This window comes from Halorubrum gandharaense (assembly GCF_054654575.1).
In genome coordinates this window covers 84,437-98,500 of record NZ_BAAIET010000001.1, presented here as the reverse complement: position 1 = coordinate 98,500, position 14,064 = coordinate 84,437, and the positions used below count along the sequence as shown (strand labels likewise).

The following is a 14,064-nucleotide window of genomic DNA, read 5'->3' as shown; positions in this document are numbered from 1 at the left end:
CAAAATATCATCCCAGAACAAGCCATGATTACTTTTATAAATATGACAGAAATTATTAATTGGTACTGGTATTCTTATTGACTATGCGCCCTCCACAGTTCGCTTCACGAAGAGCGATACTCGGAACAGTGATTGCAAGCGGGACTGCAGGATGTTTAAGCTATATTGATCCTGGTCCCGATTGTTCTTCATCTAGTGACCGTTTTGACACCGACATCGTTGAACAACAATCGGTCAGTCACTCAAGCAACACCGCCCGAATCAATGGGAGTTGTGACCGCTCAACACGTACGACCTGTTTAGTGGTTTCTCTCCACCTTGATCCGGCCGCCGTGGATGTAATTGAAGCACGAAGGGCCGACGGTGAAGTTGTCGTGCGGAAGGACGTAGATGAATCCGAGATCAGGTTTGAAGTGACTGCTATGGAGCGCGGAGAGGCGGACGAATTTACGATAGATCTTATCGAAGAACGTTCCACAGTTGATTCGATCTTAGTCACTATGGAGTGCTGATCAGCACCTAGAGTGGATAGTACTACTGTCTACAGTAAAACGCTCAGTAGCCAGTATGGAGTGGCATCGACCGACTAGTCCAGTCGAGGGTCGGTCTCGAAGTCGGCGTTCCCGATTCGAGAACACGAAACCGCGTCTCACCGCCGGCGCACGCCGACACGCCCACACTACGACCCGTTCGCCGGCTCCGAGGACGACCCTTCGACGCCCATCGCGTCGAACAGCTTGCGGCGGACGGCCTCCTCGGTAAGCTGGAGCAGCGTGTCGCGGTTCTCGTCGCTGGTCTCGATCCCGGTGAAGATCCCGAGGGGGATCTCCACGGACCCCTGCGTGGAGTGGCCGGCGGCGTCGCCCATCTCCGCGAACGCCTCCTGGAGGACGTTGCCGATGTTGAGCCGGATGTCCTTCGAGCGGGCGGCGAGGTAGATGTTGTCGTCGGCGATCCCCAGCACCGCGGTCGTCGTGATCCCCTCAAGGTTGAGCAGGTGTTGGGCCGCCTGCGCGAGCGCCTCGCGGTCACGAATGAACCCGGCCGTCGAGAACAGGTGGCTCCCCTGCACCTCGCGGTTCTGGATCGCCTCCGCGAGCACGTCGAGCGTCTCCGGGCTCATCGACGGCGACTCCACCTGTTCGAGCGTGTCGTGGTTCGCGAACGGGTGGAGGTACGCGGCCGCCGTCAGGTCCGCCGGCGTCGTGTCCCGCTTGAAGTCGAGCGTCTCCGCGCGGATGCCGTACAGCAGCGCGGTCGCGACCGCCTCCGACGGCGAGAGGTCGAACTCCTGGAGGTACTTCGTGAGGATCGTCGAGGTCGAGGAGACGTTCGTCCGCACGTCGACGAACCGGGCGTCCGGCGCCGTCTCCGCCTCGAAGTGGTCGATGTACACGTCGACCTCGGCGTCGAGCGCGAGGTCGCTCTCGCCCGACTTCGCGAGGTCGACGACCGCGAGCGTGTCGTACTCCGAGAGGGGTTGCGCCTCGTCGCGCGCGAGCAGGTCGATGCCGAGCAGGTTGACGAACGCGCGGTTCTCCTGATGCCCCACGTCGCCGGCGTAGAGGATGTCGGCGTCCACGTCGAACGCCTCCGCGATCGCCTGGAGGGCGGTCGCGGACGCGATCGAGTCGGGATCGGGGTTGTCGTGGGTGAGGATCGCCATCTTGCCGTCGGTCCCCTCGATGATCTCCGCGAGCTGGCGGGCCATATACTCCAGCTCGCCGGTCTCCAGCGAGCGGAGCGCGCTATCGGCGATGACGGTGGAGGGGTTGATCACCACGTCGGCGCCGAGATCGCGAAGCTCGTCCTCACTGACGGGGTCGGAGGCGCGCACGACGACGTAGTGGTCGCCGCCGGTGTCGCGGACCGCCGACACCGCGGCCTTGTTCGCCTCCACGTCGGACGCGAGGATGAGGATGATGTCGCGGTCGTCGACCGCATCAACCACGTCCGGCTCGGCGATATCCTGTACCTGGGCGTTGAGGTCCTGGTCGCGAAGCGCCTCGACCCGGCTCTCGTCGCGGTCGAGGATCAGCACGTCCTTGCCTCGGTCCGTCAGTTCCTCGGCGACCGCGTGGCCGACGCTGCCACAGCCGAGGATGGCGTACCGCGTTCGTGCCGAACCGCGTACCCCATTACTCATTGACGTTGCTGTGTGTCGACGCCACTTAATCAGTACGTTCTCGGGGTCGCGGGCGGCGAAAACGGGACCGGATGCCGTGAGTCGCTCACGGCGTTGTCCGACGGCGCGAGCAGTGGACTGCCGACCGGAGTGTTGCGTCCCGATCCGCCGGTGGCGCGTTGCCACGCCGGGTTCCGGCAGGGGGCATTCCGTTCACAAACGGTGTTGAAAGCCGGGAGGGCTGCCGGAGACCGCCGGAGACCGTCTGCCGGGGCGGGAATGACTGGGACGCTCGGTCAGGCGGTCGCGTCCGTCGCGTCCGCCGCCTCGCTCCGGTCGTCGGCCTCCGCGGAGTCTCCCACGGGGGTTCCGTCCGCGCCGCGCGCGGCGCGGCGACGGTTCCGCACGAGTCCGCCGACGAGCAGCACCGCGCCGACGGCACGCAGGAGTACGTCGTTGGTGACCGTGTGGAACGCCACATCAACGCCAACGAGACCCAGCCCGGTTGACGCCGGCAGCAGCACCATCCCCGGGACGGAGAGGAAGAGCGCTGCCACCGTAAGCGACACACGCGAGAGACGCGAGACGTGCGTGTGGTAGTAGCCGATGATGGCGACGCCGAGCGCGTAGACGCCGGCGAACGTCGCGAGGACCGGCACGACCACTTCCGGCAGGAAGAAGCCGAGGTCGGTCACGTCCGCGGCCGTGATGATGGAGGCGGAGCCGTTCTCCGAGCGCAACAGGAGGATCCCCGGCGCGAACACGAACGCGAACGGGACGAGGATCTTGTTCAGCGAGAGCAGGAACGCCTTCTTCCCCGTCTCGAACGGGTCGGACTTGGCGATGCCGGCGGCCGCGTAGGCGGCGACCATCACCGGGGGCGTCACGTCCGCCATCAGCCCCAGATAGAGGACGAACAGGTGGACGGCGAGGATCGCGATCCCGAACTCGGGCAGCACGGGCCCGAGCAGCACGACGATGATGATGTACATCACGGTCGTGGGCATCCCCATCCCGACGATGACGGAGGCGATGCCGGCGAGGATGAGCAGCAGCACGAGCGAGCCACCACTGGCGGCCAGGATGAGCGCCCGGAGGCTCCCGCCGAGTCCCGTGATGCCGATGACGCCCGGGATGATGCCGGCGGCCGCGACCGCGATGACGACGATGGTCGCCGTGCGCGCCCCGCTGTCCATCGACTTCAGGACGAACGTGGCGAAGCGCCCGGCCCGGGAGTTCGCGACCTCGCCGCCGGCCATCTCGTCGACGGACTGAGCTGCCCCCTCGACGGAGTCGTCGAGGTCCAGCAGTGGCGCGGAGCCGCGCGGGTCCGCAAGCAGGAACGCGAGACTCACCGCGGTGACGACCGTCGGGAGCGAGGAGACCGCTTCACGGAGCGCCTCAAGGGTCGCGAGGCCGGCGCCCGCCTCGCCATACACCAGCCCCACCGGGGTGGTCCCCGTGTAGAACAACGAGACGGCGTACGCGGTGAATCCGGCGGCGATCCCGGCGACGAGGTACGGGCCCGTGCGCTCGTTGTATGCGGCGACCATCGCGATGAGCGCGACGGTCGCGGCGATCGTGAGCCACCCGGCGCGACCGACGGAGAGGCGGGCGATCACGAGGTAGTACAGGAGTAGTCCAAGCGGCACGAGGTAGAACCAGCCCCGGCGCATGTGGGGGCCGATGTCGAGCAGCTCGCTCCGGGCGAGCCCGCCGATCCCCTCCTTTGCGGCCTCGAAGTGGACCATCACCCACATGCCGAAGAAGAACGCGAGCGCGGGCAGCGTCGCCGCGATCACGACCTCCCGGAACGGTGTCGCGGTGTACTCGACGATGAGGAACGCCGCCGCGCCCATGACGGGCGGGAGGATCTGTCCGCCCGAGGAGACCGACGACTCGACGGCGCCGGCGAACTCCGGCGAGTAGCCGGAGCGCTTCATCAGGGGGATCGTGAGCGCGCCCGTCGTCACCGTGTTCGCGACCGACGACCCCGAGAGCATCCCCATGAACCCGGAGGAGACGACGCTAGCCTTTGCGGGGCCACCTTTCCGGGTGCCGGTCAGCGAGTAGGCGAGGTCGATGAACCACTTGCCGGCGCCCGACATCTCCAGAAACGCCCCGAACAGGATGAAGATGAAGATGAAACGCACGGAGACGCCCACCGGCACGCCGAGGATCCCCTCGACGGTGTACCAGAGGTTCTGGACGATCTGCTCCCACCGAAGCTGCGAGACCGTGAACGATCCGAGCACCGGGAAATCACGCGGTATCAGGTAGCCGTATTTGGCGTACAGCAGGAACAGTGCGACCAACAGGGTGAGCATCAGCCCGAGCGCGCGACGAGTCGCCTCCAACACGAGCAGAATGGCGAGGACCCCCATCAGGTACGCGAGCGGGTACTCCACCAGCGGCCCGATCTCCAGCGGCGCCAGCCACGGGTACACGTCACCGACGGTGCCGGCGCCGGCGAGCCCGCGAACGCGAACGACGTTCGTCACCTCGTTGTAGCGGGTGAGGTAGTACGCCGTCGGCAACAGCGACAGCAGAATGAGCGCGACGTCCGAGGGCGCCACCCGCCGCGAGTCGGGGTCGACGAACAGCCACCACAGCGCACGGCGGACGCGCTCCGCGGCGGTCGCTACGCCGCCGCCGACGTGCTCGCGGAGCAACGCCGGCACCGCCGCCACCCGACGGGTGATCGCACCATCCCCCGTCGACCCGGGGAACAACAGAAACGCCAGTATCAGCGCGAAGTTGACGTGGATGGCGCGGATCTGCAGCTGGGCGAGCGCGCCCAGACGGATGGGCCCATAGCCGGGGATCGTGAACTGAAAGACGAACCCTCGGGCGGCGATCCACAGCTGGAACGCCGAGAACGTGATCGCGACGAGCGTGACGGCGAGGGCGGCGGCCCCGCGGAGGGTTCGGCGCTTGTCGATCTCCTCGAAAACCTCCTCCGGGGCGGAGTCAGCGTCGGGATCCGGGATGGAGGCACTCTGTGGGCTTGGGGTCGTCACAGTAGTTCCCGTGTTCGTTTCACCACGGTTAGTTCCACGGCTCCATCGTCGCTCATCGCGGCGATGTCGTACCGGTCACCGCCGATGATCAGGTCGTGGTCGGCGGTTGATCCGGTCATGACACGTAGTGTCTCGTACTCTGACCGTGGCGGGTAATATACGTATCGTCCGTCACGGACGACGACCTCGGCGTCCGATGGCAATCCCGCGCCGAAGGAGCTGAACTCCATCCGCGTCATCACGAGCCGTCCGTCCTCGTGGACGTACACGTCCCGAACGAGGGTGCGCTCGACGCTATGGGTGTATTCGAGGATGATCTCCTCGTTTTCTCCGATCGGTGCCGCGACCAGTTCGTTGCCGTCGCTATCGGTCACGACGAGCGTTGGCTCGCCGGCGACTCGGTCGACGCCGCCCGCAAGAAAAACCGCGATACCGCTGATAACGAGCAGGACGGCGACGACACCGACGACCGTCGGTGCCCGCGACCTGCGCGTCACGCTACTCGAAGTAGCGGGCCGCGCCCTCGTGGAGGTCGATCGACATGCCCTCCTGTGCGGAGTCGCGGTTGATGAAGTCCGTCTTGATCGACAGCTGGTCGACGTTCTCGAAGAGGGCCTCGCTGATCCCCTCGACGATGTCGGCGTCGTACTCCTCGCGGGTCGCGATCATCGCCTGCACGGAGACGGTCGGCGTGTCCTCGTCGACGCCCTCGTAGGTGCCACCGGGGATCGTGTCGTCCGCGAACCAGGAGGCGTCCTCGCGGGCGGCCTCGCGCTCGTCGTCCGTGAGCGAGAGGATGTCGATGTCGGAGGTCGTCGCGAGCTCCTCGACGGCGCCGACGGGCCAGCCGCCCACGACGAACGCCGCCTCGACGTCGCCGTCGCGGATCTGGTCGGCCGCCTGCGTGAAGTCGGTGTTCTGCTCGTCGAAGTCGTCGGTGGTGAGCCCGGCGACGGATTCGAGGATCTGCAGCGCGTTCACCTGCGTCCCGCTGCCGAGGTCGCCGGTGTTGACGCGCTCGCCCTCGAGGTCGGCGAGCGACTCGATGTTCGCGTCGGGGCGCGTGATGATGTGGATCGTTTCCGGGTACAGCGTCGCGACGCCACGGAGGTTCTCGATCGGGTCGCCCTCGAACGCCTCCAGCCCGGTGCCGTTGGCGGCGAAGTACGCGATGTCGTTCTGGATCAGCGCGAAGTCGGCGTCGCCGTTGCCGAGGCTGCCGACGTTCTCGACGGATGCCCCCGTCGAGGAGACCTCGACGTTGTAGTTCGTGGTGTCCTCGATGATCCCCTCGAACTCGCCGGAGAGCGGGTAGTACGTCCCGCCCGTTCCGCCGGCGTGCCAGCGGATCACGGCGGTTTCGTCGTCGCCGTTGTCTCCGTTGTCGCCGTTGTCTCCGGCGTCACCGTCGTCGCCATTGTCGTCGTCCGTACAACCCGCCATGCCGATGACACCGGCCGCCGCAAGCCCTTTTAAGAGATTGCGTCGGTCCGTGCCATGGTGTATTTGGTCGTCTGTCATACTCTTGTACAGATGTCACATACGGGGATAACCGTTTCCCTCGTTCAGTCGTCTTGTAGGGTTGTCACATGATTTGCGAGAAATCGTGGGAGGGCGTGCCGTGTGAATCGCCGCCGCTCGCGTACCGAATGGAAACACCTTTTAAGCCGACGACGATACGATGTCATGAGGGCCGGTAGCTCAGTTAGGGAGAGCGACGGACTCTTAATCCGTCGGTCGCGTGTTCAAATCGCGCCCGGCCCGTACACTGAACCGCCGAGCGACAGCGAGGCGGTGCAGGAACCGGCAGGCACGATTTGAACGCAGGGAGGTCGCGCGCAGCGGTAGCGAGCACGTCCGACCGTGTGTTCAAATCGCGCTCGGCCCGCTTTCTCGACGCGAACAGCTTCGCGAGCGGCGGGTATCGGATGCGGTTCACCCACGGTTGCGGGATAGAGCGCGGCGGCGCGACTTCACGCACTTATCAAAGCGCAACAACGTTCTCTCGGGCATGGATCGAATACCGGCGGCATCCGTGTGAGTGGGTCGACGACGGTCGGAACGGGTGATCGCTCCGTCATCTATTTAGCCACGCTGACGTGTGAATGTGACAGCACATGAGCCAAGCGACGCTCGGAAGTGGTCCCTACCGGAACTCGAATCTCTTCTCCGGCTACTTTCTCGACGAGCGCGTCGCCGACCTCGACGCGTGGGACTGCGACGACGAAGCGGAGGCGGCGTTCGAGCAGATACGCGAACTCTGGGAGCAAGAGGGGTCGTTGCTCTCGTCGTATAAGGAGGACGAACTGCTCGACACGTGGATCGCCGAGATCCTCGATGTCCTCGGGTACGGCACGAGTTCGGAGGTGACCCTTCCGGACGGCGGCGGATACGTCGACCGGCTGCTTTTCGAGAGCGACGACGTACGCCGAGAGAGCGCCAAGCAGGCGCTCGACAGCGGTACTGCGGGACATTTCTCGCGGGCCGCAGCGATCCTCGAAGCCAAGCAGTGGGACGCCGACTTCGAGAAGTTCTTCTCCGAACAGCGCTCCTATCGCGACGCCTCGCATCAGATCAAGTACTACCTTGAGCGGACGCCGGGCGACCTCAAGTGGGGCGTGCTCACCGACGGGAAGAAGTGGCGGCTCTACGGGACGAAGGACTACGAGACGCAGACCTACTACGAGGTCGACCTCCCGGAGATCCTCGAAAGCGGGAATCTGGAGGCGTTCAAGTACTTCTACGTCTTCTTCCGGCCGGAGGCGTTCGTCGAGCGCGCCGGCAGTTCCTTCCTCGACGACGTGTGGACGGAGTCGGAGACGGCCGCACAGGAGCTCGGCGAGGACCTCCAGGACAACGTGTTCCGGGCGCTGCGCGTGCTCGGGAAGGGGTTCGTCGAGTCGAACGACCTCGACATCGATCCCGACGACGAGGCGGCCCGCGACGAGCTGAAAGAGCAGTCGCTCGTGCTCCTCTACCGGCTGATGTTCGTCCTCTACGCGGAGTCGCGCGGGCTGATCGACCCCGACGACCCCGCCGCCAGCGAGGAGTATCAGGAGTACTTCAGCCTCGAAGCGAAGCGCGAGGAGATCGTCGACGACGTGGACGGCCTCGACGTCGAGTCGGGCGCGGCGTTCGACGACGAGTACAGCAGCTACTCGTCGTCGATCTGGGGGCGGCTCACCGAGCTGTTCGAGCTGATCGACGAGGGCGAGGAGGACCTCGACATCCCGCCGTACAACGGGGGGCTGTTCAGCCGGGAGGACCACGCGTTCCTCGACGAGCACGAGGTGACGGACCCGTACATCGCGGAGGTGGTATTCTGGCTGTCGACCACGGAGAACGACGAGGGCGACCACGTCCCCGCGGACTACGCCGACCTCGACACGCGGCACCTCGGCTCCATCTACGAGGGGCTTCTGGAACACGAGTTCCGGATCGCGGGCGAGGAGGGCGTCGCGGCGGTCTCGGCGGACGGCGGGCAGGTGTGGGAGCCCGCCGGCGAGGTCTCGGTCGCGGACGCCGTCGAGGTCGTCGACGAGGGCGGGCTCTACGTCGTCAACGACGAGGGCGAGCGCAAGGCGACGGGGGCGTACTACACGCCCGACTACGTGGTGACGTACATCGTGGAGGAGACGGTCGATCCGCTGATCGACGAGATCGACGCCGACCTCCGCGAGCAGGGGCTCGAACCGAGCGACCGGGAGTACTTCGTCGAGTTCTGGCAGGAGGTGAAGGACCTCACGGTGCTCGACCCGGCGATGGGGTCGGGTCACTTCCTGACGAAGGCGACGGGCTACCTCACCGAGCAGGTGATGGCGGTCGTTCGCGAGCAGGAGGAGGTCGGATCGTACGACGAGCAGTACCTCCGTCGTGAGATCTCCAAGGAGTGCATCTACGGCGTCGACCTGAACGGGATGGCCGTCGAGCTCGCGAAGCTGTCGATGTGGCTGGAGACGCTCGCCGCCGACCAGCCGCTCGCTTTCCTGGACCACCACCTCAAAGCGGGGAACTCCCTCGTGGGCAGCGACATCACGGAGGTGCTCTCGGAGGACGGCGGCGACGACGACACCGGACAGATCACGCTCACGCAGGCGTTCGCCCGCGTGCGCCAGGACACGCTCGAACACGTGATGGAGCTGATGGCGGACTTGCTCGCGTTCGACAACGAGACGCTCGAAGACGTGAAGTCGATGGAGGAGCTGTACGACGAGATCCGCGAGGACCCGCTGTACCAGCGGCTGTTCGAGCTTGCGAACGTCCACACCGCCGCGGAGTTCGGCGTCGACGTGCCCGAGGGCGCCTACGAGCAGATGGCGGGGGCTATCGAGGACGAAGCCGATTGGGAAGCGATCGCCGGCGAGGACTGGTTCGAGGCGGCACAGGCGACCGCGGCGGAGCAGGCGTTCTTCCACTGGGAACTGGAGTTCCCCGAGGTGTTCTTCGGGAGAGACGGTGAGAAGCTGGCGGGGGCCGGGTTTGATGCGGTTGTGGGGAACCCACCATACATTCGCATACAGAACATTGCGAACGACACATTGGTTGACTATCTTGGAATCGTATATCAGTCAACTCATCAAAATTACGACCTGGCAGTTCCGTTCACTGAGAAGGGCTATCAACTCCTCTCTGAGAGAGGAATATTTGGGTATATTGAGACGAAGAAGTGGATACAAGGCGAGTACGGTGAGATGCTCCGAGAATATCTCACGGAAAGGGAAGCAGTGACTGAACTAGTTGATTTTGGTGATCAACAGATCTTCGATGGCGCCAGCACATACACTGTCCTGCTGTTCTTGGAGAAGTCACATAGTCCTGAGTTCAGATACCTCAACGTATCCGATCTAGAGGGAACAGTTTCACAGCTCAAAGACGCAGGCGGAGAAGGGCAGATGCGCACTGAAGGGATGTACGCATACGACGAGAATATTGAAAATCTGGGAGGCGATCCATGGGTATTTGCGCTACCGGGAGAACGTGAAATACTTGATAAGATTGAGCCCTATCCAGAATTAGGATCGATCACTGACGAGATTTTTCAGGGAATAATTACAGGTGCTGATCCAATATACATTCTGGAGGTTCGTGATGAGAAGAATGACACAGTGAGCCTGTTCTCGAAGGAGCAGGAGGACGTTGTGGAACTGGAAAAAGAGATCTTGAACCCCCTTTTGAGGGGGAAAGACATGTCAAAGTGGACTATGTCGAACTGTGATCAAAGAGTGATATTCCCATATAACACGAACCCGTCAGAGGGCCACTATTCACTGATTTCTGAGAATGTTATGAGGGAGAGTTATCCAAAAACGTGGGAATACCTGTCTCAGAACCGTCAGAGACTCATTGACCGGTCCGGTGTGAATGAAGAAGACTGGTGGCAGTACGGGAGGCCACAAAACCTTGACAAATTTGAAACTGACAAATTGATGACTCAGGTGTTAGCAGCCGAATCATCATTTGCTCTTGACGAGGATGGAGAGTACGTATTCGTCGGGGGAGGTAACGCCGGTGGTTACGGTGTTGTCTTATCTCCAGAGACTAATCTTGAGCACAAGTCACTACTGCCCATTTTGAACAGTAACCTGCTCGAATGGGTATTACAGAAAGAGAGTTCACAGTTCCGTGGAGGCTATTATTCGTATGCCCGTCGGTTTATAGAGAAGTTGCCAGTCTGTGTGAAAGAGCTACAGCAGAAAACCGACGAGAGCTCCGAATCAATGCGTGATGTTTTGGAGAGCCACACTGAGGATATGTTGGAGAATGTAGATCAACGTCGGAGACTCAACACCGACCTTTTAGACTATATAAATAGCACTGTGGATCCAAAATCAATCACCGATTTAGGCCTCTTCCAGCCGGCATCACAGAGCAGCCAGAAATTAGAGAAGTGTGCCGGCGATTATCCCAGCCTCCGCATCGGCACCGCCGCCGTCGAGCGCGAATCCCCGAACACGGTCCTGATAAAGGCCACCGCTCGCTACAAGCCCGACGACGAGGACGCCTCCGAGACGGACCAGTGGGGCTACACGGAGACAGAGTTCCTCCCCGCGTTCCGGATCACGGACCTCACGGAGACGGAGGCGGACCTCATCGAGCACTTCGTGCCGGTCGCCGTCGACGAGGCCAGCGGCTTCGCGAACTTCCGCGAGACGGCGACGAAGACGAACTCGCTCGTCGACCGCCTGAAGGCGATCGAACTGCCGGACCCCGACGACGTGGCCGACGACCTTGAGAACTACCTCCGAACGGTCGAGCGCGCCGGCGAGCTCGACGAGAAGATCGCGAAGACTGACGACCTGATCGACGAGATCGTCTACGAGCTCTACGGGCTTAGCGAGGAGGAGATCGAGATCGTCGAGGAGGCGGTGAACTGACGATGGCAACCGGCGGCAGCTACACTTGTGCGTTCGGGGGGTCTCGGTAGCGTCGATCTTTCTCCTCGGAGAGGACCCATTGACACCCGGTCTGATCAAACTTGCCGAACGCTTGACGACCTTCAGAAGTGGTATCGACCAAACGGTTATACAATTGACTGTAAAAGTGGTTGTATGAGCGCAGAGAGTGAAGAACGGTCCGACCGAGAAAAGGCGCGTGAAAGCCTCCTCAGCGGCGGCGAGCGGGTCTCGAAAGGTCGCCAGCGTGACGATGACGACGACGCTGACGACAACTGAACAACGGCTATTATCGAAGTTCGCGAGTTCTTTAAAAACGGTTGAAAAGGCGAAGGCGAGAAACGCGGTCGTCGATCAACTGAAACAACCAGCCCGCCTGACGGTCGCGAACGACGACCGCAGACCGGGCACTAAGATGTCGAGATTCGGGCCTCCGTCCGCACACAGGGACAGTATGTCCCACGTCGTGAGCGACTAGTCCTCCAACGCCACCCCACACTCGGGACACGCCTCGTCGGTGCGTGTCGCCGGCGCGTCACAGACCGCACAAAATCGGCGGTCGCAGGCGGGGTCGCCCATCAGTGGTCGAGTGCGCGCTCGCGGGCCTCCTGCCGGAGCCGGCGGCCGCGCTCGGAGGAGACGATGAGCTCGGGGACCTCGACCGGGCGCTTCGCCTCATCGACGGCGACGAAGACGAACGCGGACTCCGTCGTCTGCTCGACCTCCCCGGTGCGGGGCTGCTCGCGGAACGCCTGGATGCGGACCTGCATGCTCGTGCGCCCGGCGTCGTACACGTACGCCTTGATAAGGGCCGTGTCACCGACGGGGATTGGGCGTTTGAAGTCCATCCCCTCGATGTTGGCCGTGACGCAGGTCTCGCCGGCGAAGCGCATGGCGGACATGGCGCCGACCTCGTCCATCCACTTCATCACGTTCCCCCCGTGGGCCATCTCGTAGTTGTTGGTGTGGTTCGGCTGGATCCGCGAGCGATTCTCCAGATAGGTGTCGAGTAGGTCGGGCATACCCGTGGAGTCGGCGGCCTCCCTTATCAGTGGGCGGGACGGCGGGGCGTCGCGAGCGCTCGCCGGCGGACGCCGACGGGCGTCGACGCACTCGACCGCGACTTCCGAACCGCAACCCCTTTGAAACGACTCTGCCGCCTACGACTGTGAGCAACGCCGACAACCGGATCCAGTTTTGGGCCATCTACCTCACCCGCTTCGCGGAGGGGTTCGGGTTCATCACGCTCGTCACGCTGTTGCCGATGTACATCGAGGCGCTGGACCCGCAGTCCACCGCCATCTTCGGGATCACGATCAGCGCGGGGCTGATCATCGGGATGTACACCGCGGGCTACACGCTCGCGAAGACGGTCGCCGTCGTCCCCCTGGCGTGGGCCGGCGACCGCTTCGACAAGCGGACCGTCCTGTTGTGGATCCTCGCGGCGGGCGCCGGCGTCTACGCGCTGTTCCCGATGGTCGACTCCTCGGCGTCGTTCATCGGCGTCCGGGCGTTACAGGGCGTCGTCGTCACCGGCGCGGGGCTGATGACGCTGTCGCTGGTCGGGCAGATCGCCGACGTGGGCACCCGCGCGGACAAGATCGGCAAGGCGAACGCCGCCTCCTTTGCGGCCTCCATCGTCGGCTCGCTGTCCGCCGGCGGACTGTACGACCTCTACGGCTTCGGCCCCATCTTCACCATCATCGCCGTCCTGATGGTCGCCGCGTGGCTCGTCACGCTCGGCTTCCTCGACGACGACGAGACCCGCGTCAAGGGGTTCCCCTTCTCGGATCTGGCCGTCAACCGCCGGATCCTCACGATGACGAGCTTCCGGTTCAACTACGCCTTCGCCGTCGAGATGGTGCGCAACTGGATCCCCATCTACGCCGGCACGGCGATGCTGTCGGGCGGGCTCGGCGTCGCCGGTCTCGCGGTCGCCGTCACGGTCACCGCGGAGAAGGCGACGAACATGGTCGGCCAGCTGTTCACCGGCCGGCTCTCGGACGCCTACGGGCGGTCGCTGTTCGTCTTCGCCGGCGGCGGTGCCTACGGGCTGATCGCCATCTGCATCCCCTTCTCGCCGGCCATCGGCACCGCGCTCGGCACGGACGTGAGCCTGCCGTTCCTCGGCGACCTCCCGCCGGCGTACCTCCCACTCGTCGCGCTGTCGGGGCTGCTCGGCGTCGCCGACTCCTTCCGTGAGCCCGCCTCGATGGCGCTGTTCGCGGACGAGGGCACCGACGACGGCGGCGTCGCCTCCAGCTTCGGCATTCGCGAGCTCGTCTGGCGTCCGGGATCCGTGCTCGGCCCGCTCCTGGCGGGCTGGCTGATGATCGAGGTGAGCATGGCGTCGGTGTTCTACGTCGGCGGCGGGTTCGCGCTGCTCGGCGTCGCCATGTTCCTCGCGATCCTCGTCCGCGACCACGGTCGCCGGGCGCTCGCGGCGTGGTGAGCCCGTCTGAAGACGCGAAACCCGAGCGACCCTCGTTGCGCTCGGCGACGGCGGAAGCGGTGGCGGCGACGGGAC

Annotated in this window: 8 protein-coding genes and 1 tRNA gene; 4 read left to right on the top strand and 5 right to left on the bottom strand. The window is 63.9% G+C overall.

Annotated features, from left to right (window positions below):
- Nucleotides 1-679: 679 nt before the first annotated feature.
- From ACYQ07_RS00450 to ACYQ07_RS00435, 4 genes are all read right to left on the bottom strand, one after another.
- Nucleotides 680-2,146 (bottom strand): NAD-binding protein, encoded by a 1,467-nt coding sequence (locus ACYQ07_RS00450; protein WP_459875844.1) that lies wholly within the window; start codon nt 2,144-2,146, stop codon nt 680-682.
- A gap of 275 nt (nt 2,147-2,421) precedes the next feature.
- Nucleotides 2,422-5,145, bottom strand: a complete 2,724-nt coding sequence (locus tag ACYQ07_RS00445) for a TRAP transporter permease (RefSeq protein ID WP_459875842.1) — start codon at nt 5,143-5,145, stop codon at nt 2,422-2,424.
- Entirely contained in the window at nt 5,142-5,642 is a 501-nt protein-coding gene (locus tag ACYQ07_RS00440; RefSeq protein WP_459875839.1) for a DUF1850 domain-containing protein, read from the bottom strand. Before ACYQ07_RS00440 ends, ACYQ07_RS00445 begins: the two co-directional genes overlap by 4 nt.
- Before the next feature lies 1 nt (nt 5,643).
- On the bottom strand, nt 5,644-6,666 hold the full coding sequence (locus ACYQ07_RS00435; protein WP_459875836.1) for a TAXI family TRAP transporter solute-binding subunit: 1,023 nt from the start codon (nt 6,664-6,666) through the stop codon (nt 5,644-5,646).
- Nucleotides 6,667-6,835: 169 nt separating this feature from the next.
- Here ACYQ07_RS00435 and ACYQ07_RS00430 point away from each other — a divergent pair.
- From ACYQ07_RS00430 to ACYQ07_RS00420, 3 genes are all read left to right on the top strand, one after another.
- Nucleotides 6,836-6,909: transfer RNA gene (locus tag ACYQ07_RS00430), tRNA-Lys, on the top strand.
- A 353-nt stretch (nt 6,910-7,262) separates the two neighbouring features.
- Nucleotides 7,263-11,519, top strand: coding sequence for an Eco57I restriction-modification methylase domain-containing protein (locus ACYQ07_RS00425; RefSeq protein WP_459875833.1), 4,257 nt, complete (start codon nt 7,263-7,265; stop codon nt 11,517-11,519).
- A 174-nt stretch (nt 11,520-11,693) separates the two neighbouring features.
- A complete protein-coding gene (locus ACYQ07_RS00420; RefSeq protein WP_459875830.1) occupies nt 11,694-11,816 on the top strand; it encodes a hypothetical protein in 123 nt (40 codons plus the stop codon).
- A 299-nt stretch (nt 11,817-12,115) separates the two neighbouring features.
- Here the strand turns inward: ACYQ07_RS00420 and ACYQ07_RS00415 are convergent, their stop codons facing one another.
- Nucleotides 12,116-12,559: an acyl-CoA thioesterase gene (locus ACYQ07_RS00415; protein ID WP_459875827.1), complete on the bottom strand. Its 444-nt coding sequence runs from the start codon at nt 12,557-12,559 to the stop codon at nt 12,116-12,118.
- Between the two features lie 146 nt (nt 12,560-12,705).
- Between ACYQ07_RS00415 and ACYQ07_RS00410 the strand changes: the two genes are divergently transcribed.
- Complete coding sequence (locus ACYQ07_RS00410; RefSeq protein WP_459875824.1) at nt 12,706-13,989, top strand: MFS transporter; 1,284 nt, start codon at nt 12,706-12,708, stop codon at nt 13,987-13,989.
- The last annotated feature ends 75 nt before the right edge of the window (nt 13,990-14,064 follow it).